We start from the raw sequence: 22164 nt of genomic DNA, 5'->3' as shown, positions 1-22164 counted from the left end.
CCCTAGAACCCCTGGCCCACGCCCCTCGACCGCCGAACGTGAAGTTGGGTTCACGTTCGCGCCCGAGCGTGAACCCAGCTTCACGTTCGGGGCGGGGGTGCCGTGCCGCGCGGGTGCCGTGCCGCGGGGGTGCCGTGCCGCGCGCCGGCGGCCCTAGCGCGGCGGCGGCCCTAGCGCGGCGGCTCGAACGGCGCGGCGACGCGGTGCATCCCGGCGGCGCGGCCCTTGGCGGCGATCACCAGCGCCATCTTGCGGCTGGCTTCATCGATCATCTCGTCACCGAGCATCACCGCGCCGCGTGCACCACCGGCGGTCGAGGTGTGCCACTCGTAGGCCTCCAGGATCAGTTCGGCGTGGTCGTAGTCGGCCTGCCGCGGGCTGAAGATCTCGTTGCCGGCGGCGATCTGGTCGGGGTGCAGCACCCACTTGCCGTCGTAGCCCAGCGCCGCCGAGCGCCCGGCCACCCGGCGGAACGCCTCGACGTCGCGGACCTTCAGGTACGGGCCGTCGACCGCGGCGACGCCGTAGGTGCGTGCGGCCACCAGGATCGTCATCAGCACGTGGTGGTAGGCGTCGCCCTCGACGTAGCCGTCGGGCTGTTCGCCGACCACCAGGGTGCGCATGTTGAGGCTGGCCATCAGGTCGGCCGGCCCGAGCACCAGCGCCTGCACCCGCGGGGCGGCGGCGATGGCGTCGATGTTGGTCAACCCCCGGGCGTCCTCGATCTGCGCGTCGATCCCGATCTGGCCGACGGGCAGCCCGTGCAGGGTCTCCAGTTGGGTCAGCAGCAGGTCCACGGCGTGCACCTCGGTGGCGGAACCGACCTTGGGCAACACCACCACGTCCAGGCGCGCGCCGGCGGCGCCGACCGCACTGACCACCTCGATGAGGTCGGCGTGGGTCCACGGCGTGGCCCAACCGTTGACCCGCACACCGCGGACCTGCTCGCCCCAGCCCGGCGCCGCCAACGCCGCGGCCACCCGGGTACGCGCCGCCGCCTTGGCGTCGATCGCCACCGCGTCCTCCAGATCGAGGAAGATCTGGTCGGCGGGCAGCCCCTTGGCTTTGTCGATCATCTTCTGGCTGCTGCCCGGCACCGACAGACAGGTTCGCCGGGGCCGGTACACGGGGGACGCGGTCGTCACGGGGCGCTCCTCATCTCGGTTCGTCGGGCGCCGTTGGCAAACACCGGCGCGAGCTGCTCGGGGCCGATCGGGCTGGGATCGAAGTCCGACACCCGGCCGCGCAGCAACCCCACCAATCCTGCCACTGCCGTCCCAGATGTTATGTATGGTGACCTAGTTCACCGAGGGTTCCCCACGGTTCCCAACGGCCCGGCGGGTCGTCGACGATCCGCCCAAACAGGTGAGGACACGCGCGTGCGCAACGGGGGCGAGTCGACGCAGACGGCGGTTTCCGTCGGCCGTACCCGTCGGCTCCGCAACGCCGCTCACCGGGTGGTGCGCACCCCGGCGTTCGGGCTGGCGGTGCTCACTCCGCTGGTACTGGCCGGCACCGTCGGCGCCACCCCGCCACGCACCGGGGAGATTCGGGCCGAGGCCGCCGCGCCCACCCCGCAGAATCCGGTCACCCCGCTGGCCGCGGTCCTGCCGGTCCCCGAGCCGGCCCCCGCCGACGACGACGGCCCGGCGGTCATCAGCATCAAACGTCCGCCCGCCAGTGTCCATATCGCGGTGGCCGCCGCCTCGGCGCCGCCACCGCCGAAGGTGGTCACCACCCCGGGCATGCTCGGCATCCCGGGAGTGGCGTTGACCGCCTACCGCAACGCCGAAACCATGATGGCCGAGTCCAACCCCGACTGCGGAGTCAGCTGGAACCTGTTGGCCGGAATCGGTCGCATCGAGTCGGGCCACGCCAACGGCGGGGCGACCGACGCGCGCGGCACCGCGGTCGTCCCGATCTTCGGACCCGCCCTCGACGGCACCCTGCCGGGCAACGAGATCATCGTGCAGAGCAACCGCAACGGCAACGTCACCTTCGCGCGCGCGATGGGGCCGATGCAGTTCCTGCCCGGCACCTGGTCGCGCTACGCCGCCGACGGCGACGGCGACGGAAAGGCCGACCCGCAGAACCTCTACGACTCGACGCTGGCGGCCGCGCGCTACCTGTGCAGCGGCAACATGAACCTGCGGGACCGCTCGCATGTGATGGCCGCGATCCTGCGCTACAACAACTCGGTGCCCTACGCCCAGAATGTGCTGGGGTGGGCGGCTGCCTACGCCACCGGCGTGGTGCCGATGGATCTGCCGCCGATCGTGGGTCCGGTTCCCCCGCTCGCCGACGCGCACTTCGACACCCCGCACGGGCTGGGGCCGGACCTGCCCGCACCCACCGAGCTCGACGCCGACATGCCGCAGTCGCATCTGCCGTTGATCCAGTTCGGCGCACCCCGTGGCCCGCAGGGGCCGGGCCAGCCGCCGCTGGGTCCGGAGAACTGCGCCGTGTTCTGCATCGGCCAGCAGAACCCGATGCCGCCGCCGATGTTCCCGCCGCCGGCGCCGTGGTCGCCCGCGCCGCCGTTCGGTCAGGCGCCGCCGCCACCGCTACCGCCGCGCCCGTTCTCCCCGCAGGCGCTGCCACCGGAACCCCAGCAGCCGTTCTCTCCGCAGGCGCAGCCGCCGGCACCGCCGGGCGTCCCGCCGGGGCCGGCACCCGGGCCGGCCGGCCCGGTCCCCGGACCGGCCCGCTGATCGTCAACGCCTACACTCGATGGTGTGTCCGAAACAAACGATGACACTGCCCAACTGACCGCAGCCATCCGTGCCTCGCTGTCGAAGGTGCTGGATCCGGAGATCCGTCGGCCGATCACCGAGCTCGGCATGGTCAAAAACATCGCCGTGGCACCGGACCGCAGCGTCCACGTCGAGATCTATCTGACCATCGCCGGCTGTCCGATGAAGGGTGACATCACCGACATGGTCACCAAGGCGGTCGCCGACACCCCCGGCACCGGGCCGGTGACGGTGAGCCTGGACGTGATGAGCGATGAGCAGCGCGCCGAGATGCGCAAGCAGTTGCGCGGTGACGCCCGCGAGCCGGTTATCCCGTTCGCCCAACCGGATTCGCTGACCCGGGTCTATGCGGTCGCGTCCGGGAAGGGCGGCGTCGGCAAATCGAGCGTGACGGTGAACCTGGCCGCGGCGATGGCCGCCCGCGGCCTGTCGGTCGGCGTGCTCGACGCCGACATCCACGGCCACTCGGTGCCCCGGATGATGGGCTGCACGGCGCGGCCGACGCAGGTCGAGAAGATGATCCTGCCGCCGATCGCCCACGATGTGCGGCTGATCTCGATCGCGATGTTCACCAAGGGCAACGAGGCGGTGGTGTGGCGCGGCCCGATGCTGCACCGGGCGTTGCAGCAGTTCCTCGCCGACGTTTACTGGGGCGACCTCGATGTGCTGCTGCTGGATCTGCCGCCGGGCACCGGCGACATCGCGATCTCGGTGGCGCAGTTGATTCCGGGCGCGGAGATCCTGGTGGTGACGACCCCGCAGATGGCGGCCGCGGAAGTGGCTGAGCGGGCGGGCAGCATCGCGCTGCAGACCCGTCAGCGCATCGCCGGGGTGGTGGAGAACATGTCCTGGTGGGTGGCACCGGACGGGTCGACGGTGAAGTTGTTCGGGGAGGGCGGCGGTCAGCGGGCCGCGGAGAACCTGTCCCGCTCCACCGGCACCGACGTCCCGCTGCTGGGGCAGGTCCCCCAGGACGCGGCGATGGTCGCCGCCGGCGACTCCGGGGACCCGATCGTGCTCAGCGCACCGGATTCCGAAGCCGGAAAAGCGCTGCGCAGCATCGCCGACGCCCTGTCGACGCGACGGCGCGGACTGGCCGGGATGTCGTTGGGCCTGGACCCGGCCGGTCGCTAGCACCCGCCGCGCGAACCCGCCGCGTCGACGATCAGATCGCCGACGATCAAATCAGGTCGCGTCGCTGTCGTAGGGCGGTTGCCCGTCAGGTGTCTGCGCCGACGGTGAGGCCGTCGGCGCCTCGGCGGACTGGATCCCCGGTGCGCCCGGCGCGCCCGGCGGGGTGTCGAACATCCCGAACAGGGAGTCATCGCCGTCGAACAGGTGCTTGGTCAGCGCGGCGCGCGGGGTCATGCCGCGCAGCTTCTGCAATTCGCTGAGCGGTTGACGGAGCTCGTCGAAGTCCGGACCGATCTCGTCGCGCAGTTGGCTGCTGGCGTTGCTGAGATAGTCGCGGGTCTGGCGCAGCGCGTCGGAGGTCCATCGGATGGCGCCGGGCAGCCGCTCGGGGCCGAGCACCACCAGCCCCACCACGATCAGGACCAGGATCTCGCCCCACCCGACGTTGGCGAACATCAGCTGTCCGCGATCGGGGTAACCGTCAACGTCACCGGCCGGCCCTGCCGCAGCACCTCGATCGGGGCCTCCTTCCCGATCTCGAGTTGGCGCACCGCGACCACGAACTCGTCGGCGTCGGCGACTTTGCGGTCACCGACCTTGACCACCACGTCGTTCTCCACGACGCCGGCCTTGTCGGCCGGCCCGCCGGTCATCACGTTGGCCACCTGCGCGCCGGACGCCAGCGAGTTGGACACCGATTTGGTGGTCAGCCCCAACGCGGGGTGGGCGATCTTGCCGTCTTTGATCAACGTCTCGGCAACGGCTTTCACCTCGTTGACCGGGATCGCGAACCCGAGGCCGCTGGAGCTGTCCGACAGCGACTTGCCGGCGGTGTTGATGCCGATCACCTGCGAGTCCATGTCGATGAGCGGCCCGCCGGAGTTGCCGTGGTTGATCGAGGCGTCGGTCTGGATGGCGTCGATGACCGTCGTGGTGTCCGACCCGTCCCCGGAGAGCGGCACCGGGCGGTGCAGGGCGCTGACGATGCCGTGGGTCACGGTGCTACGCAACCCCAGCGGCGCGCCGGCGGCGATCACCTCGTCGCCGACGTGGACGTTGTCGGCGTCGCCGAGCCGGGCCACCGTCAGGTTGTCGACGTTGTCGACCTTCAGCACCGCCAGGTCGGTCTTGGGGTCGCGGCCCACCAGGTTGGCCGGGACTTCGGTGCCGTCGTTGAAGATCACCGAGATCTTGTAGCGGTTCGGGTTCTTGGCGGCGTCGGAGATGACGTGGTTGTTGGTGACCACATAGCCGCGGTCGTCGATGACCACGCCGGAGCCCTGCGACCCGTCCTCGTCGCCGATCGCTTCGATGGTCACCACCGAGTCTTCGACGGCCGCGGCGACCTTGGCGAACCGGCCGGCCGGCTCCTCACCGTTGTCGGCGGTCGACAGGGTCACCTTCGAGGTGGTGAACGCCTCCACCACCTCGGCGGTCTTGCGGCCAACCACCCCGCCGATCAGCCCGATCACCAGGGCAATGGCGGCCAGCAGACCCAGCGCGACGTAGGAGACCCGCCCGCCGAACAGCACGTCGCGCACACCGAGCTTGCCGGTCTCGGCGGTTCCGGCGGCCGGCGGTGCCGCCGACACCGCGGGGTCACCGAGGGCGGCCCCGGCACCCGGGTCACGCCACGGGTCCGCCGGGGCGGGGTCGTCGTCCTCGTTGCGGTCCAACGCGTCGGCGTCGATGGGGTGCCGCTGCAGCGACGCGGCCTGCGGGAACGGCCGGCTGAACGCCTCTTTGAGCACCGGGTCCGCGGGCCGGCGCGGAGCCGCGGACTCCTGGCCGCGGAACTTGTCCGGACGCACCTCCTCGCCGACGAAGGAGCCGCGCACTCCGCTGGGCCGACCGAACGCCTGCCGCTGCGCCGGGTCGACGGGCGGGCGCGAGACCGGGCGCGGAGCCAGCCGTGGCGCTTCTGGTTTGTCCTGGTTGCGGCTCACTTGATCCTCTTACTCCGCTTCTGAGTCGCCCGGCACAACACTCGCTTCACCACGAGCAGCGGCCACCCGTCCGGTCATTACCGGCACTTAGCCTACCGGCGCTTGCGGCGGGGTCGGCGCTCCTGGTCGGCGGCACGCCCGGGCGGCGGGGCCGGGGCGTCCTCCGGCGGCGGCGCCTCGGGGATCTGAGCCAGCAGCCCCAGCAGCTCGCGGGGCACCTGCACGGGGCCGGATTCGCGCAGCGCCGCGCGGGCACTGCTCTGCCCCTCGACCTCGGCGGCGCACTGCGGGCACAGCGACAGATGGTGGGCGGCGCGCAGGTGCGCGCTCATCCGCAGCTCACCGTCGACGAACGCGGCGATCGCCTCCGGGGACAGGTGCTCGGTGGAGCCGAACTGCCGGGGCGCTCCGACCGGCGCGTCGTTCTGGGCGGCGAACTGGGCCGGCAGCCAGGAGAACGCCCGACGGAAGACATGCCCCGGATCGGCCATCACCGGCTCCTCTCCTCGGCCGCTAGCTCACCCCCACGAATGTAGCGCGGATGAGGTGCGCGACGAGTGCAGCCTCGCCGACCGGCCACGATCAAGCGGACGTGGACGCGGTCTGGTCGTCGTGCTGCCGGTGGGTGGCGAGATGCTCGCGCAGCGCCTGCCGGCCGCGGTGGATGCGGCTGCGCACGGTGCCGAGCTTCACCCCGAGGGTGGCGCCGATCTCCTCGTAGGAGAGGCCTTCGATGTCACACAGGACGACGGCGGCACGAAACTCCGGGGGCAACGCCGCCAAGGCGGCCTGCAGATCCGGTCCCAGCCGCGCATCGTGGTAGATCTGCTCCGGGGTGGGGTCGGTGGCCGGGACCCGGTCGTAGTCCTCCGGCAGGGCCTCCATCCGGATGCGGGCCCGGCGGCGCACCATGTCCAAAAACAGGTTCGTGGTGATGCGGTGCAGCCAGCCCTCGAAGGTTCCGGGCTGGTAGTTCTGCAGCGAGCGGAACACCCGGATGAAGGTCTCCTGGGTGAGGTCCTCGGCATCGTGCTGGTTGCCGGAGAGGCGGTAGGCCAACCGGTACACCCGATCGGCGTGTTCGCGCACCAAGTCGTCCCAGGACGGCATGGCTGCCTTGTCGCCGGTCGCGTCGAACACCGCGGTGCCGTGCAACTCCTCGGACGGCTCAACCCACCCCATCTCACGCGGTGGGGCCGGGTGCGACATGCTCGCCGGGTTCGTCGGTGTGGTGATGGTCAATCCCCTCCCACTTCTTGACACGCACTTCTTGACACGCTGTCATGGTCGTCAACGTGGCCGTCACGGCCAGTATTCCCCATTTCCTTAGCTGACCAAACCACGTTCTGGCTCCTACCGTCACGCACCAGATTGTGCCGACCGTGTGAGCTCCCTGAACGTTGACTAAGACTTACTCTCCGGCACCGACAAGACCACTTCGACCTGCGGCGATAGTGCGCCGGTCGGTGTGATTCGGCTAACGTGTCGGGTGTGTCGCGGTGCGGTGCGGGCGCGCCTGACACGGTGGCCTGCGCATTGGCCCTACGCTGCGAACATGGCCAGCACCGACGACACGTCCGCCGACACGGCCCAACGCAGTCGGGCTGAGGCGCTCTACACCCACGCCGAACAGTCCATCTCCGAAGACGACATCCTGGCCGCCGCGCGCGATCGCGCCGCAGAGATCGGCGCCGGGGCGATCAGCCCGGCGGTCGGCGCGCTGCTGAGCCTGCTCACCCGGCTCAGCGGCGGCAAGGCTGTCGTCGAGGTCGGCACCGGCGCGGGGGTCAGCGGCCTGTGGCTGCTCGCCGGCATGAGCGACGACGGGGTGCTGACCACCATCGACCTCGAACCGGAGTACCAGCGGGTCGCCAAACAGGCCTTCACCGAGGCCGGTTCGGCGCCGTCGCGCACCCGGCTCATCGCCGGCCGCGCCCAGGAGGTGCTGACCCGCCTCGCCGACGACTCCTACGACCTGGTGTTCATCGACGCCGACCCGATCGACCAGCCCGGCTACGTGATGGAAGGCATCCGGTTGTTGCGCCCCGGCGGGGTGATCGTGGTGAACCGGTCGGCGCTGGGCGGACGTGCCGGCGACCCCGACGCCCACGACGCCGAGGTGACCGCGGTGCGCGAGGCCGCACGGCTCATCGCCGAAGACGAGCGCCTCAACCCGGCGCTGATCCCGCTCGGCGAGGGTCTGCTCGCCGCGGTGCGCGACTGATCCCCGGCCCGCTTCTGCCCTGACCGCCCGGCACCTCCACCGCGGCGAGGAAAACCCTTGACCGCCGATTGAACAAGTGTTTAATCTATTGAACATGCGTTCAGTCGACGATTTGACGACGGTGGCACGCATCCGCGACGCGGCGCTCGCCCAGATCGGCGAGCACGGGTTCGCCGTGAGCATCCGGGCCATCGCCCGGGCCGCCGACGTCAGCCCGGGGCTGGTGATCCATCATTTCGGCTCCAAGGCGGGCCTGGTGCAGGCCTGCGACGACTATGTCGCCGAGGAGATCCGCACCGGCAAATCGGAGACCCTGCGCTCCCACGACCCGGCCACCTGGTTCGCCGCGATGGCCGAGATCGAGTCCTATGCACCGGTGATGGCCTATCTGGTGCGCAGCCTGCAGTCCGGCAGCGCACTGAGCAGTGCCCTGTGGCGTCGGATGATCGACAACGCCGCGGAGTACCTCGACGACGGGGTACGCGCCGGCACCCTCAAACCCAGCCGTGATCCAGGTGCCCGAGCCCGATATCTGGCGATCACCGGCGGCGGCGCGTTCCTGCTCTACCTGCAGTTGCACCCCACCCCCACCGACCTGCGTGCGGTGTTGCGCGACTACGCCGACGAGATGGTGCTGCCCGCATTGGAGATCTACAGCGAAGGCCTGCTGACCGATTCCGCCATGTTCGAGGCGTTCTCGGCTCGGGGCCATGCCAGCGATACCGATGAACCGCAACCCGAAGGAGACGCCGATGACCGTTGAGAACACCGGCAGCACCCAGAATGCGATCGTCATCGACGGTCTGGTCAAAGATTTCGGGACCGTCCGGGCGCTCGACGGCCTGACGATGACCGTGCGGCGCGGCGAGATCCACGGGTTCCTCGGACCCAACGGGGCGGGAAAGACCACCACCCTGCGCATCCTGCTCGGGTTGGTCCGCGCCGACGGCGGCACCGTGCGCCTGCTCGGCGGCGACCCGTGGGCCGATGCGGTGGCACTGCACCGCCACGTGGCCTACGTGCCCGGTGATGTCACGTTGTGGCCGTCGCTCACCGGCGGGGAGACCATCGATGTGTTGGCGCGCATGCGCGGTGGACTCGATCCGCGTCGCCGCGACGAGCTCGTCGAACGGTTCGATCTCGATCCCAGCAAGCGGGTACGCACCTACTCCAAGGGCAATCGTCAGAAGGTCTCGCTGATCGCGGCGTTCGCCTCCGACGTGCAGCTGTTGATTCTCGATGAACCCAGCAGTGGCCTGGACCCGTTGATGGAGAACGTGTTTCAGCGCTGTGTCGGTGAGGCTCGGCAGCGCGGTACGACGGTGCTGCTGTCCAGTCACATCCTCGCCGAGACCGAGGCGCTGTGCGACCGGGTGACGATCATCCGGGCCGGCAGAACCGTGGAGAGCGGATCGCTGGCGGCGTTGCGCCACCTAAGCCACACCTCGGTGACCGCGGATGTGGCCAGCAACCCCGGAGATCTGCGCCGCATCTCCGGGGTTCACGACCTGCGCTGGGACGGCACCACGATGCGCGCCCAGGTCGACAACGCCGCCCTCGGAGAGCTGATCCGCGTGCTCGGCGCGGCGGGGGTGCGCAGCCTCACCAGCCAGCCGCCGACGTTGGAGGAACTGTTCCTGCGTCACTATGACGCCACCGGAGCGCCTGCGGCGCAGCCGGTCTCCCCGCGGGGGCTGCGATGACCGCCACGGTGGCGGCCCGGCCCGCCTTTTCACCGGGGCTGCGTCTCGACGGCCGCTTCGCCGGCACCGGCGTGTTGTTGCGGCTGGCGCTGCGCCGCGACCGGGTGGTGTTGCCGCTGTGGATGCTGCTGCTGTCGGTGCCGCTGGCATCGGTGTACATCGGCAGCATCGCCGCGATCTACCCTGACGCGGCCGACCGGGCCAGCCTGGCCGCCTCGATCATGGCCAGCCCCGCCCAGCGTGCGCTCTACGGGCCGGTCTACAACGACAGTCTCGGCGCGGTCGGCATCTGGAAGGCCGGGATGTTCCATCTGCTGATCGCGGTGGCGGTGATCCTCACCGTCATCCGCCACACCCGGGCGGAGGAGGAGACCGGCCGCAGCGAGCTGGTCGGATCCGCGGTCATCGGCCGCGCCGCGGGGTTGACCGCCGCCCTGCTGCTGACCGGCGGTGCGGCGATCGGCACCGGGGTGATCGGGGCAGCGGGGCTGTTGACCACCGCGGTGCCGGCGGCGGGATCGCTGGCCTTCGGGGCCGCGCTGGCCGGATCCGGACTGGTGTTCACCGCAGTCGCGGCGGTGGCCGCCCAACTCGCCGCCAGCGCCCGGGTGTGCCGCGGGGTGGCGTTCGCGGTGCTCGGCGTCGCGTTCGCGGTGCGCGCGGTCGGTGACGTCGGGTCAGGGTCGCTGTCGTGGCTCTCCCCGCTGGGCTGGGCGCTGCAGGTGCGCCCCTACGCCGGGGAACGGTGGTGGGTGCTGTTGCTGCCGCTGCTGAGCACCGTCGTGCTGGTGGCCGTGGCCTACCGGCTGCAGGCCGGTCGCGACGTCGGGGCGGGACTGCTGCCCGACCGGCCCGGGCCCGCTGCGGCCGGGTCAGACCTGCGCGGGGTGACGGGGCTGGCCTGGCGCCTCGACCGCGGGTCGGTGCTGGTGTGGACGGTCGGATTGGTGCTCTACGGACTGCTGGTCGGCAGCGTCGCCCACGGCATCGGCGACGAATTGGGCGACAGCACCGCCGCCCACGACGTGGTGGCCCGGCTGGGCGGTACCACGGAGCTGGAGTCGGCGTTCATCGCGGTGGCGTTCTCCATGTTGGCGATGGCGGCCGCAGCGTTCGCGGTGTCGCTGACCCTGCGGCTGCACCAGGAGGAGGCCGGTGGGCGCGCCGAGAAGGTCCTGGCCGGGTCGGTGAGCCGAACCCGTTGGCTGGCAAGCCATCTGCTGTTCGCCGTCGGCGCCCCGGCGGTGGCGCTGCTGTGCTGCGGGGTGCTCACCGGCCTGGTCTACGGGGTGGCCGCCGACGACGTTGCGGGCGGCATCGCCACGGTGACGGGGACGGCCGCGGCGCAGCTGCCGGCGGTGTGGCTGCTGGTGGCGCTCACCGTGGCCCTGTTCGGGGTGGCACCGCGGTTCACCCCGGCCGCCTGGGCGGTGCTGGTGGGATTCGTCGCGGTGTATCTGCTGGGGTCGCTGTCGGGGATGCCGCAGTGGCTGCTCGATGCGGAACCGTTCGCCCATGTGCCCCGGGTGGGTGCCGGGGACTTCACCGCGGCCGGGCTGGGGTGGCTGCTGCTGCTCGACGGGGCTCTCATCGCGGTGGGCGTCCTCGGGTTTCAACGACGCGATCTGCGGGGGTGAGGCGATGTCGACGATGAGGACGGTACTGATCGCGACAGTCGAATCGGTGGTCGGGTTGGGACTGTTCGCGGTGGTGCTCTTCGGTGCCGCCGGCAGCGCGGACTACTGGCAGGCGTGGGTCTTCCTCGCGGTGTTCACCGCCGCCTCGGTGGCCGCGGCGCTGGTGCTGGGGCGTCGCGACCCGGCGGTGTTGCAACGCCGCATGCGGGCCGGGCCGCTGGCTGAGACCCGCGGCGTGCAGAGGCTGCTGGTGGGCCTGCTCATCGCGGTGGTGCTGGCGACCCTGCTGATCGGTGCGCTCGATCACCGCTTCGGCTGGTCGTCGGTCCCGCTCGCGGTGACCCTCGGCGGCGACGTGCTGGTCGCCGCCGCGCTGGCCGTCAGCATCCTGGTGGTGATCCAAAACGCTCACGCAAGCGCCACCATCGGCGTCGACGCGGACCAGCAGGTGATCAGCGACGGCCTCTACGGCCGGGTGCGTCACCCGATGTACACCGCGACGGTGGTGTTGATGGCCGGTATCGCGCTGGCGTTGGGCTCGTGGTGGGCGCTGGCGGCGCTGCCGGTCATCGTGGCGATCCTGGTGCTGCGACTGCGCGACGAGGAACGGCTGCTGCACGCCGATCTGCCCGGCTACGCCGACTATCAACGCCGGGTGCGCTACCGGCTGGTGCCCTACTTGTGGTGACCGCCGCCGCTGAACGGCAGCCGCAGGTCCGGTAGCCGCAGCTTCGGTCCCGATGGTGCCTTGGGCTGCCAGGCCGGCGGGTGGCTCGGCTGCCAGCTCGGCAGCTGCGGGGCTTTCGGCGCCCCTGGAGCCTTCGGCGCCTTCGGCGCTTTCGGCGCCTCCGGTTGCCAGCTCGGCGGCTCCCAGCTGGGGGGCTCCCAGCTGGGTCGCTCCGGCGCCTTGGGCGTCTTGGGTGTCTTGGGCGTCTTGGGGGTCTGGGGTTTGTCCGGTTGCCACGGCGGCTGCCAGCTCGGCGGCTCCGGGGCGGTCGGGATGTCGGGTTTCTTGGGTGTCTTGGGCGCCTTGGGTGCCTTGGGGGACTCCACGGTCGGTGGACTCTTCTTCGGCGGCGATTTCTCCACCGGGGCCTTCGGCGGGGAGAAGATCGGCACCTCGGGCAGCACCACCGGCAGCGGAATCGGCACCGGCACCGCAGCCGGGGGCGCCGCGGGCGGCGGGACGGGCGCGTGCACCGCGGGTGGCTCGGGCAGCGGCGCGGCCGGCGGATCGGGCATCGCGGCCTGCGGCGGTGCCGGCGCAGCGGGCGGTGGTGCCGGCGCAGCGGGCGGGGCGGCAACCTCCGGGACGCTCGGGGCCTGCGGGGCCGGCGGTGCGACAGCCGGTGCCTGCGGTTCCTGCGGGGGCACCGCCACATCCGGGGGCGGGGCCTGCTGCACCACCGGTGCGGGTTGCTGGATCGTCTGCGGCGGCGGAGGCGCCGGGGCCGCGGGGGTGTCACCGAAGTTGGGCAGCAGCCGCGCCGCCGGACGGACATCCATCGCCAACGAAATCACCAGGGCGACCATGCCGATGACCACGATCACCGCCATCGAACTGCCGACCAGCAGCGGGGTCCGGCGTTTCCGCGGCACCGGGACCCGCTGCGTCGCGGCCTCATGGTCGCCATGGTCGGGGTCGGCGTAGTCAACGGGGTCACCATGGTCGGCGTCGGCATACTCGGCGTCGGTCGGCCCGGCATCGATGCGGCCCGCGTGGGTGGATTCGGCACTGTAGGCGGGGCCGTCACCGCCGATGCCGTCGGCGAACCGGCGCGCCAGCTCCTCCGGATCCACCCCGCCGGTACCGGGGTCGCGGGAGTAGGCCAACGCCTGGGTGGACATGGTGAACAGCGGCGCATGGGCGGCGGCGACCGCCGCGCCGTGGGCCAGTGCGACCGCCGGCTCCTCGGGCACGTTGACCGGCAACGCGGTCACCGCCTCCACCGCGTCGCGCAGCGGCCGCACGTCGGCGCCCGCCCCCACCACGTACAGCCCTCCCGGGCGGGTCTCCAGCATCATCAACTCGGTGAGCGCCTCGGTCAGCACCGTGGTGGGATCACCGCCGGACTCGCTCAGCCCGCGCCGGTGCACCGCGCCGATCGCGCCGGTTCCGGAGTCGACCACCGCCACCGTCAGGGCCTGCGGCTCCACGTACAGCAGCCCGGTGTGCGGATAGCCCAGGGCCTTGCCGACGGTCTGGGTCAGTGCCGCCGCCGCCAGAAATCCCGACACCACCATCACGGTGCCGAGGTCGTGGTCGGCCAGCGCGTCGCTGAGCATCGCGGTGTCGGCCTGATCGACGCAGGTCACCCCGATCGAGGACAGCCGGTACCCGCCGTCGCGGGCCTGCTGACGCGCCGCTAACACCGCCGCGACCACCTCGTCGACCGCACGGTGATCGGCCGGCACGGCCAGCATGTCCTCGTCGATGGTCACGCCAGCGGCCCGATCCCCCTCGGCCAGCGAGGTGTAGATCGCCGACCGAGTCATCGAGACCCCCAGCACGACGTCCACGTTGCCTCCCCATCGCGGCGACCGTCGCCGCACCGCTCGCTGGTGTCGTCGGCATCCGCCGAACAACACCCGCAACCAGCATACATGCACACGTGCGAATATTTACCCCGGGTGGGGCGCGAGGCTCAAATCCACACGTTCTTGCCGACGGCGACCACACCCCCGGCGCTGATCGCGAACCGCTCCCGGTCCTTCTCCAGGTCCACCCCGACCATCTCCCCCGGCCCGACCACCACGTTCTTGTCCAGGATGGCGTGGCGCACCACCGCGCCGCGGCCCACCCGGGCCCCGGGCATGATCACCGAGCCCTCCACGATCGCGCCGTCCCCGATCACCACGTTCGACGACAGCACCGAGTTACGCACCGACGCCGCGGAGATGATGCTGCCCGCCCCCACCACCGATTCCTGCGCCGATCCGCCGTTGACGAATTTGGCCGGGGCGAGGTTCTCGGTCGCCCCGCGGATCGGCCACCGCGTGTTGTAGAGGTTGAACACCGGGTGCACCGACACCAAGTCCATGTGCGCGTCGTAGAACGCGTCGAGGGTTCCCACGTCGCGCCAGTAGCCGCGGTCACGGTCGGTGGCCCCGGGCACCTCGTTGTCGGAGAAGTCGTAGACCGCGGCCATCCCGTCGCCGACCAGTCGGGGAATGATGTCGCCGCCCATGTCGTGGTCGGAGTGGTCGTCGTCGGCGTCGGCGCAGATCGCGTCGACGAGCACCTTGGTGGTGAAGATGTAGTTGCCCATCGACACGTAGCTGACCTCCGGGTCGTCCGGGGTGCCCGGCGGGTCGGCGGGCTTCTCGACGAAGCGGCGGATGCGGCCGGATTCGTCGGCGTCGATGCAGCCGAACGCCGAGGCCTCCGCGCGCGGCACCCGGATACCGGCGACGGTGGCGCCCGCGCCGCTGTCGACGTGGAAGCGCACCATCTGCGCCGGATCCATCCGGTAGACGTGGTCGGCGCCGAAAACCACGATGTAGTCGGGGTCCTCGTCGAAGATCAGGTTCAGCGACTGGTAGATCGCGTCGGCGGAGCCGGTGTACCAGCGCGGGCCGAGTCGTTGCTGCGCCGGCACCGGGGTGATGTACTCCCCGGCCAGCCCGCTCAACCGCCAGTTCTGCGAGATGTGGCGGTCCAGCGAGTGCGACTTGTACTGGGTGAGCACACAGATCCGCAGCAGTCGCGCGTTGACCAGATTCGACAGCACGAAGTCGATCAGCCGGTAGGCACCACCGAACGGCACCGCCGGCTTGGCCCGGTCCGCGGTGAGCGGGTACAGCCGCTTGCCCTCCCCGCCGGCCAGCACGATGCCGAGCACATGTGGCGCTTCCCTCATGGCTTTCAACCTATCGGCCGCCGGGCGCGGCTGCCATAGCGACGGGTGGGCCCCGGCAGCCGGTGCCGCCCGGCCACTACCGTTTGCGGTATGCGGGTGGCAATGATGACGCGGGAGTATCCGCCGGAGGTCTATGGCGGCGCCGGGGTGCACGTCACCGAACTCGTCGCTGAGCTGCGTCATCTCTGCGAAGTCGATGTGCATTGCATGGGTGTGCCGCGCCCGGATGCGTTCGTCCACCAACCCGACCCGGCGTTACGCGGCGCCAACGCGGCGCTGTCGACCCTCTCCGCGGACCTGGTGATGGCCAACGCGGCGGCGTCGGCCGCGGTGGCGCACTCCCATACCTGGTACACCGGGCTGGCCGGGCATCTGGCCTCGCTGCTCTACGACATCCCGCACGTGCTCACCGCGCACTCGTTGGAACCGTTGCGGCCGTGGAAGGCTGAGCAACTCGGCGGTGGCTATCACGTGTCGTCGTGGGTGGAGCAGACCGCCACCGCCCACGCCGACGCGATCATCGCGGTCAGCGCGAGCATGCGCGACGACGTGCTGCGGGTGTACCCGTCGCTGGACCCGGGGATCGTGCACGTGGTGCACAACGGGATCGACACCGACACGTGGACTCCGGTGCGCACCGATGCCGGCACACCGGACGCGCCGCTGCTGGCCGAGCTGGGGGTGGATCCGGCGCGTCCGATCGTGGCGTTCGTCGGCCGCATCACCCGCCAGAAGGGCGTCACCGAGCTGTTGGCGGCCGCTCACCGCTTCGCCCCGCAGATTCAGCTGGTGCTGGCCGCCGGGGCGCCGGACACCCCGCAGATCGCCGCGGAAGTCTCGATGGCCGTCGACGAGTTGACCACCGAACGCGACGGGGTGTTCTGGCTGCCGGAGATGCTCTCAGGAGACCGGGTTCGCCAGATCCTGTCGGCGGCAACGGTGTTCGTCTGCCCGTCGGTGTATGAACCGTTGGGCATCGTCAACCTCGAGGCGATGGCCTGCGAGACCGCGGTGGTGGCCTCCGATGTGGGCGGCATCCCCGAAGTGGTCGCCGACGGCGTCACCGGAACGTTGGTGCGCTACACCACCGCCACCGACACTGACGGGACCGGCTTCGCCGCGCGCCTGGCCGACGCGGTCAACGCGCTGGTCGCCGACCCGGCCACCGCACGCGAGTACGGGCGCGCCGGCCGGCAGCGCTGCATCGAGCAGTTCTCCTGGGCGCGCAGCGCCGCGGAGACCTTCCGGATTTACCGCACCCTCTGCGGGTAGCAGGCGATGGTCGTGTCGTCAGGCGGTGACGTTTTTGAGTTCGTCGCCCAGGGCGGCCGCCTCGTCGGGGGTCAACTCGACGACGAGCCGACCACCGCCCTCCAGCGGTACCCGCATCACGATGCCGCGCCCCTCCTTGGTCGCTTCCAGTGGACCGTCGCCGGTCCGGGGCTTCATAGCCGCCATCGAGTGCTCCCTCCAAGCTAAGCCGGTTGACCTGTCCGACGCGGCCCCCACGGCCGACACGTCCAACGGTCACGCGCCACTTTGTCCCCCCATTGTCCCCTATCGGCCCCGGCGGGTGTGCACGACCCGGCCCTAATGTGATCTGCGTCGCTGCGCCGCGACGAAACAGCCCCGCAGATGGTCATCGACCATCCCGGTGGCCTGCATCAGCGCGTAGGCGGTGGTGGGACCGACGAAACGGAACCCGCGGCGGCGCAACGCGGTGGCCATCGCGGTCGATTCGGTGGTGACCGCCGGGATCTCGGCGTGACTCGCCGGGCGCCGGCGCGGCGGCGGCGCGAACGACCACAACAGGTCAGCCAGGTCCGCCGGCGAGTCCAGCGCGGCGACGATCCGGGCGTTGCCGATGACGGCCTCGATCTTGGCGCGGTTGCGCACGATGCCCGCGTCGTCGAGCAGCCGTTGCACGTCGTCGGTGGTGAACCCGGCGACCGACTCGATGCGGAAACCGTCGAACGCGCGCCGGAAGTTCTCCCGTTTACGCAGGATGGTCAGCCACGACAGGCCGCTTTGGAACGCCTCCAGGCTCATCCGTTCAAACAGCGCGGTCCCGTCGTGCACCGGCCGGCCCCACTCGTGGTCGTGGTAGTCGCGGTAGAGCTGCGCGCCGGGCCCGCTCAACCCGCTGGCCCAGGCGCAGCGGGTCAGGCCGTCGTCGTCGGCCGCGGCGGTCACGACGGGCCGAGGTCCTCACCACGGCCGGGGTCGACGGCGTGCGCGTCCTCGAAGTCCTGAACGTCTCGGGCGTCTTGGGCGTCTCGGGCGTTCTGGGTGGCCTGCACCGCGGCGAGTTGACCGCGCAGCAGGTCGAGTTCTTGGCCGAGCCGGTCGAGCACCCAGTCGACCTCGCTGGTTTTGTAGCCGCGCAGAACCTGGGTGAACGTCACCGCCTCCACGTCGTCGCCGGTCACCCCGGAGGCCGGCAGCACGGTGGCGGTGGTCCCGGCCGGCAGCGGGGGAAGCGGCTCACTGCGACCGAACAGCAGGCTGACCAGGCCGAACAGCACGGCCGCCAGCAGCACCAGCACCAGCGTGTACAGCAGCACCAACGTCACGCCCTCGATAGTGCCCTATCGGCGTCGCAGTGCCGGGAAACGGGTCCGCGGGGTCATGCGGGGAGAAGGTCAGCGCGGCCGCAGGGTGTTCATCGGGGGCCGGTCGTCCAGCGACACCGGGATCGGCCGGGCCAGATAGCCGTGCTGATCGGCCAGGAACTGGGTGAGCTCCCGGCCGGAGTCGGTGATCCCGCACCGCGACAGCAGCGTCGCGATGACCTGACGGCTCATCGCCCCCAGGTCGGCCAGCGCCCGGTTGCGATGCGCCCGCACTCCCAGGTTGACCTGGGCGATCGCCTCCAACCCCAGCCTGTCGTAGGTGTCGACCAGCAGCCCGATCTCCACCCCGTAGCCGGGCGCGAACGGCACCGAGGTCAACAACTCCCGGCTGCCGGCGTACTCCCCGCCCAGCGGTTGCAGCACGCAGCTGAGCTCCGGGCGCAGCGCAGCCAACAGCGGGCGGGCCACCAGTTCGGTGACCCGGCCGCCGCCGGTGGCGTCCTCGCCGCCGGCGACCTTCAGCGGCCGACGGTAGAAGCTCTTCACCAGGTGGATGCCGTCGTCGAGCAGCAGCGGCGCCACCAGCCGGGGCACGAACATCGGGTCGGGGTCGATCAGGTCGGAGTCGACGAACACGACGATGTCGCCGCTGGTGGCCGCCAGCGAGCGCCACAGCGCCTCCCCCTTGCCGGGGCGCGGCGCCATCTCCGGCAGGGCCTGCTCGCGGGTGACCACCCGGGCGCCGGCGGCGATTGCGCGGATCTCGGTGTCGTCGGTGGATCCGGAGTCCAGCACGATCAGCTCGTCGACCAGCCCGCCGACCACCGGGGTGATGCTGTCGATGACCGATTCGATGGTGGCTTCCTCGTCGAGCGCCGGCAGCACCACCGAGATCGTGCGCCCCGCCTTGGCGGCCTGCAGTTCGGCGATCGTCCAGGTGGCGCGGCGCCAACTGCGCCCGCCCAGCCAGATGTCGCCGGGCCGGGTGGTGATCGGCCCGACGGCACCGACACCGCCGTTGCCGGCGGCCAGGTCCGATGTCGTCATGCCAATCCCCTCACCGTGCGCGCCGGGGCGCGCTCACCGCGAATGGCGGCGACCATCTCCAATACCCGCCGGGTGGGTCCGACCTCGTGCACCCGGAACATCCGGGCGCCGGCGTCGGCCGCCAGTGCGGTGGCCGCCAACGTGCCCTCCAGCCGTTCCTCCAAGCCCACACCCAACGTCTCGCCGATGAAATCTTTGTTGCTCAGCGCCATCAGTACGGGCCACCCGGTTGTAACAAGGTCGCCGAGATGACGCAACAACGCTAACCCGTGGTACGTGTTCTTGCCGAAATCGTGGGTGGGGTCGATCAGCACCCGATCACGACGCACCCCGGCCGCGACGGCGCGCTCGGCGGCGGTGGTGACCTCGGCGATCACCGCGTCGACCACCCCGCGGGTGGTGGTGCCGTAGCTGACCCGGAACGGGCGGGTGCGCGGCGCCGCACCCCCGGTGTGCGAGCACACCAGCCCGACGTCGAACTCCGCGGCCACCGCCGGAAGCTGCGGGTCGGCGCCGGCCCAGGTGTCGTTGATCACGTCGGCGCCGGCGGCGCAGGCCTGTTTGGCCACCTCCGACCGCCAGGTGTCGATGCTGATCAGCTGGTCGGGGTACCGGGCGCGCAGCCATTCGATGAACGGCACCACCCGGGCGATCTCGGTGTCGGCGTCGACGACCTCACCGGGTCCGGCCTTGACCCCGCCGACGTCGATGACGTCGGCGCCGGCGGCGATGGCCTGCTCGGCGGCCGCCTGGGCGGGCGCGTCGGCGAAGGTCGCACCCCGGTCGTAGAACGAGTCCGGGGTCCGGTTGACGATCGCCATGATCAGCGCCCGGTCCGCGGCGACCGGACGGCCGCACCAGGTCGCCGACACCGCGCTGCCCTGCCTGGTCACCCGGGTCAGGCGGGCCGTTTGCCGGCCGCCACGTCCTCGGCGTAGTCGGGGTAGAACGGCACGTAGCCCTCGTCGCGGCCGGCCAGCACGTACAGCGGGTCGGTGACGTCCGCGCCGTAGGCCTGGTCGCGCAGCTCCACCTTGCGGCTTTTGAAGGTGGTGGTGTGGGCCATGGTGTCGACCAGCCGCACGAACAGCGGGATCGCATACGGCGGCAGCAGGTCGTAGACGATGCCGGCCAGTTCCTTGCCGTCGAACGGTGCGCCGTCGCGCAGTTTCAGCGCGGCCATCCCGGCGCGCCCGCCGGTGCGGGGCACCTCCACCCCGAACACCGCGCACTCCTCGACCGCGTCGCATTCGGTGAGCGCACCCTCGACCTCGGTGGTGGCGACGTTCTCGCCCTTCCAGCGGAACGTGTCGCCGAGCCGGTCGGCGAACGCCGCGTGCGACAGGCCCTGCGGGGTCATCAGATCGCCGGTGTTGAACCAGCAGTCGCCGTCCTTGAACGCGTTGCGGACCAGTTTCTTCTCGGTGGCCTCCGGCTCGGTGTAGCCGTCGAACGGCGAGAGCCGGTTCACCGGGCTCAGCAGCAGGCCCGGCTGCCCGTCGCGCACCCGGCGCACCCGCCCGTCGGGGCCGCGCACCGGCTCGCCGGTCTCCGGGTCGTAGTCGACGTAGGCCAGCGGCATCGGCGCGAACCCGGCGGTGCGCGGCAGGTTGAACATGTTGATGTAAGCGGCGTTGCCCTCGCTGGCGCCGTAGAACTCGCAGATGCGGGCGATGCCGAACCGTTCGGCGAACTCGTCCCAGATCTCCGGGCGCAGCCCGTTGCCGCAGATGACGCGCACCTTGTGGGCCCGGTCGGTCGGTTTGGGCGGCTGGTTGAGCAGGTAGCGGCAGATCTCACCGATGTAGACGAACGCGGTGGCGTCGGCGGCGATCACCCGGTCCCAGAACCGGGACGCCGAGAACCCGGTGTCCAGCGCCAGGGTGGCCCCGGAGGCCAGCACCGACGACAGCGCCACCGTCAACGCGTTGTTGTGGTACAGCGGCAGCGCGCAGTACAGGGTGTCGTCGCCGTGCAGCCGCAGCCCCAGCCCGCCGAACGCGGTGAGCGCCCGCAGCCAGCGCTGGTGGCTCATCACGCTGGCCTTGGGGAAGCCGGTGGTGCCGGAGGTGAAGATGTAGAAGGCGGGCTCTTTGGCGCGCACCGCGTTCACCGACTCCGGGTTGGCCGGCGACTCCGTCGCGGCGGCGGCCACCACGTCGTCGATGGTCAGCGGTTCGGGTCCCGGTGCCGCGCAGTCACCAACGGCGCCGACGAGGTCGGTCTCGGTGACCAGCACCGCGGCGTCGAGCAGGCCGAGGCTGTGGGCGAGCACCTCGCCCTGCTGGTGGTAGTTGACCATCCCGGCGATCGCCCCGCACTTCACCGCCGCCAGCATCATCAGCACCGCGTTCGGCGAGTTGCGCAGCATGATCCCGACGACGTCACCGCGGCCGACACCGCGCCCGGCGAGCACCGCGGCGTAGCGGTTGACGGTGGCGTTGGCCTCCCGGTAGGTCAGGCGGGTGTCGTCGAAACGCAGGAATACCCGGTCACCGTAGCGGGCGGCCCGCTGCTGGAAGACCTTGCCGATCGACATCGCGGTGCCCGGCTGGGCGCGCAGCCCGGTGGCGGCGGCCCGCAGGATCACCGGAATGTCGGGGATCAGGGCGGGCAGGCGCACGGCGATGTCGCGCAGCCGCACCGCTGGCAGTGCCGCCGATTCGTGCTCGGACACGGTTGTTCCTCGTTTCGCTGGTGTTCGCGCCGGCTCGCGGCCGCCCTGCTGTCAGCCTAATCCCGCGTCGTGCCGGGAGCGCAGGCCCTCAACGCCGCCTCGATGTCGTCGACGATGACCAGTCGGTCCAGGGCGTGTTTGGAGACATATCCGGCGTCGACCAGCCCGCCCAGCCAGCGCCACAGCCCGGCGTAGTGCCCGCTCGGGTCGAGCACCACCATCGGTTTGTCATGCATGCCCAGGTAACCGGCGGTCCAGGTTTCGAACAGTTCCTCAAGGGTGCCGATCCCGCCGGGCAGGGTGAGGAACGCGTCGGCGTGATCCTCCATGAGCTGTTTACGCTGCCGCATCGTGTCGGTGACGATCAGCTCGTCGGAGTCGACGTCGGCGACCTCCCGCTCGACCAGCGCGGCGGGGATCACCCCGACGGTGCGCCCGCCGCGGTCACGCATCGCGGTGGCCAGCGCCCCCATCGCCGACACGTTGCCCCCGCCCCACACCAACGCCCAGCCGCGGTCGGCGATCGCGGTGCCGACCTGCGACGCCAACGCCAACAGCTCCGGATGCGTCGGCCCGGACGCGCAGTAGACGCACACCATCCATTCCTCTG

The 22164-nt window shown here is 71.1% G+C and carries 22 protein-coding genes; 8 read left to right on the top strand and 14 right to left on the bottom strand.

Going from position 1 to position 22164, the window contains the following annotated elements; all coding sequences use genetic code 11:
* Positions 1-170: 170 nt before the first annotated feature.
* Entirely contained in the window at positions 171-1145 is a 975-nt protein-coding gene (locus tag B8W67_RS13655; RefSeq protein ID WP_264033560.1) for an HpcH/HpaI aldolase/citrate lyase family protein, read from the bottom strand.
* A 234-nt stretch (positions 1146-1379) separates the two neighbouring features.
* Between B8W67_RS13655 and B8W67_RS13650 the strand changes: the two genes are divergently transcribed.
* The gene (locus B8W67_RS13650; RefSeq protein ID WP_234806761.1) at positions 1380-2711 is read left to right on the top strand and encodes a lytic transglycosylase domain-containing protein; all 1332 of its coding nucleotides are present in this window, start codon (positions 1380-1382) and stop codon (positions 2709-2711) included.
* Between the two features lie 24 nt (positions 2712-2735).
* Positions 2736-3887, top strand: a complete 1152-nt coding sequence (locus tag B8W67_RS13645; RefSeq protein ID WP_085304500.1) for an Mrp/NBP35 family ATP-binding protein — start codon at positions 2736-2738, stop codon at positions 3885-3887.
* Between the two features lie 51 nt (positions 3888-3938).
* On the opposite strand, the gene tatB is transcribed toward B8W67_RS13645, so the two are convergent.
* The 4 genes from tatB to sigE form a co-directional block, all read right to left on the bottom strand.
* The gene (gene tatB, locus B8W67_RS13640; RefSeq protein ID WP_069392108.1) at positions 3939-4343 is read right to left on the bottom strand and encodes a Sec-independent protein translocase protein TatB; all 405 of its coding nucleotides are present in this window, start codon (positions 4341-4343) and stop codon (positions 3939-3941) included.
* A complete protein-coding gene (gene htrA / locus B8W67_RS13635) occupies positions 4343-5833 on the bottom strand; it encodes a serine protease HtrA (protein WP_069392109.1) in 1491 nt (496 codons plus the stop codon). The genes tatB and htrA overlap by 1 nt, the downstream gene beginning before the upstream one ends.
* A gap of 92 nt (positions 5834-5925) precedes the next feature.
* Positions 5926-6324 (bottom strand): anti-sigma E factor RseA, encoded by a 399-nt coding sequence (gene rseA / locus B8W67_RS13630; protein ID WP_069392110.1) that lies wholly within the window; start codon positions 6322-6324, stop codon positions 5926-5928.
* Between the two features lie 91 nt (positions 6325-6415).
* Positions 6416-7096 carry an RNA polymerase sigma factor SigE gene (sigE, locus tag B8W67_RS13625; protein ID WP_069392111.1) on the bottom strand — a complete coding sequence of 227 codons (681 nt, stop codon included), beginning with the start codon at positions 7094-7096 and terminating at the stop codon, positions 6416-6418.
* 292 nt (positions 7097-7388) lie between these two features.
* On the opposite strand from sigE, the gene B8W67_RS13620 reads away from it, so the two are divergent.
* From B8W67_RS13620 to B8W67_RS13600, 5 genes are all read left to right on the top strand, one after another.
* Positions 7389-8057: an O-methyltransferase gene (locus tag B8W67_RS13620; protein WP_069392112.1), complete on the top strand. Its 669-nt coding sequence runs from the start codon at positions 7389-7391 to the stop codon at positions 8055-8057.
* A gap of 94 nt (positions 8058-8151) precedes the next feature.
* The gene (locus tag B8W67_RS13615) at positions 8152-8820 is read left to right on the top strand and encodes a TetR/AcrR family transcriptional regulator (protein ID WP_069392113.1); all 669 of its coding nucleotides are present in this window, start codon (positions 8152-8154) and stop codon (positions 8818-8820) included.
* Positions 8810-9760, top strand: coding sequence for an ABC transporter ATP-binding protein (locus B8W67_RS13610; protein ID WP_069392114.1), 951 nt, complete (start codon positions 8810-8812; stop codon positions 9758-9760). Before B8W67_RS13615 ends, B8W67_RS13610 begins: the two co-directional genes overlap by 11 nt.
* Positions 9757-11397 carry an ABC transporter permease gene (locus B8W67_RS13605; RefSeq protein ID WP_109470100.1) on the top strand — a complete coding sequence of 547 codons (1641 nt, stop codon included), beginning with the start codon at positions 9757-9759 and terminating at the stop codon, positions 11395-11397. The genes B8W67_RS13610 and B8W67_RS13605 overlap by 4 nt, the downstream gene beginning before the upstream one ends.
* Before the next feature lie 13 nt (positions 11398-11410).
* Positions 11411-12085, top strand: coding sequence for a methyltransferase family protein (locus B8W67_RS13600; protein WP_069392156.1), 675 nt, complete (start codon positions 11411-11413; stop codon positions 12083-12085).
* On the opposite strand, the gene B8W67_RS13595 is transcribed toward B8W67_RS13600, so the two are convergent.
* On the bottom strand, positions 12073-13917 hold the full coding sequence (locus tag B8W67_RS13595; RefSeq protein ID WP_085304498.1) for a DUF7159 family protein: 1845 nt from the start codon (positions 13915-13917) through the stop codon (positions 12073-12075). The genes B8W67_RS13600 and B8W67_RS13595 overlap by 13 nt on opposite strands.
* Before the next feature lie 125 nt (positions 13918-14042).
* Positions 14043-15257 (bottom strand): glucose-1-phosphate adenylyltransferase, encoded by a 1215-nt coding sequence (glgC, locus tag B8W67_RS13590; RefSeq protein ID WP_069392116.1) that lies wholly within the window; start codon positions 15255-15257, stop codon positions 14043-14045.
* A 90-nt stretch (positions 15258-15347) separates the two neighbouring features.
* Here glgC and glgA point away from each other — a divergent pair, with 90 nt between their 5' ends.
* Positions 15348-16529, top strand: a complete 1182-nt coding sequence (gene glgA, locus B8W67_RS13585; protein ID WP_069392117.1) for a glycogen synthase — start codon at positions 15348-15350, stop codon at positions 16527-16529.
* A gap of 18 nt (positions 16530-16547) precedes the next feature.
* On the opposite strand, the gene B8W67_RS13580 is transcribed toward glgA, so the two are convergent.
* The 7 genes from B8W67_RS13580 to B8W67_RS13550 all read right to left on the bottom strand — a co-directional run bounded on the left by B8W67_RS13580 (position 16548) and on the right by B8W67_RS13550 (position 22153).
* Positions 16548-16715: a DUF3117 domain-containing protein gene (locus tag B8W67_RS13580; protein ID WP_069392118.1), complete on the bottom strand. Its 168-nt coding sequence runs from the start codon at positions 16713-16715 to the stop codon at positions 16548-16550.
* A gap of 132 nt (positions 16716-16847) precedes the next feature.
* Complete coding sequence (locus B8W67_RS13575) at positions 16848-17450, bottom strand: DNA-3-methyladenine glycosylase I (protein WP_069392119.1); 603 nt, start codon at positions 17448-17450, stop codon at positions 16848-16850.
* Positions 17447-17830: a DivIVA domain-containing protein gene (locus B8W67_RS13570; protein ID WP_069392120.1), complete on the bottom strand. Its 384-nt coding sequence runs from the start codon at positions 17828-17830 to the stop codon at positions 17447-17449. The genes B8W67_RS13575 and B8W67_RS13570 overlap by 4 nt, the downstream gene beginning before the upstream one ends.
* A 69-nt stretch (positions 17831-17899) precedes the next feature.
* On the bottom strand, positions 17900-18877 hold the full coding sequence (locus tag B8W67_RS13565) for a glucosyl-3-phosphoglycerate synthase (protein ID WP_069392121.1): 978 nt from the start codon (positions 18875-18877) through the stop codon (positions 17900-17902).
* Positions 18874-19749, bottom strand: a complete 876-nt coding sequence (gene folP / locus B8W67_RS13560) for a dihydropteroate synthase (RefSeq protein WP_069392157.1) — start codon at positions 19747-19749, stop codon at positions 18874-18876. The genes B8W67_RS13565 and folP overlap by 4 nt, the downstream gene beginning before the upstream one ends.
* A gap of 26 nt (positions 19750-19775) precedes the next feature.
* Positions 19776-21554 carry a long-chain-acyl-CoA synthetase FadD6 gene (fadD6, locus tag B8W67_RS13555; protein WP_069392122.1) on the bottom strand — a complete coding sequence of 593 codons (1779 nt, stop codon included), beginning with the start codon at positions 21552-21554 and terminating at the stop codon, positions 19776-19778.
* A gap of 56 nt (positions 21555-21610) precedes the next feature.
* Positions 21611-22153 carry a cytokinin riboside 5'-monophosphate phosphoribohydrolase gene (locus tag B8W67_RS13550; protein ID WP_069392123.1) on the bottom strand — a complete coding sequence of 181 codons (543 nt, stop codon included), beginning with the start codon at positions 22151-22153 and terminating at the stop codon, positions 21611-21613.
* Between the last annotated feature and the right edge of the window lie 11 nt (positions 22154-22164).

Source organism: Mycolicibacillus koreensis (genome assembly GCF_002104795.1).
GTDB classification, from domain to species: Bacteria; Actinomycetota; Actinomycetes; order Mycobacteriales; family Mycobacteriaceae; genus Mycobacterium; species Mycobacterium koreense.
Note: the sequence above shows the minus strand (reverse complement) of the source record. Positions and strands in the feature narration are given on the sequence as shown.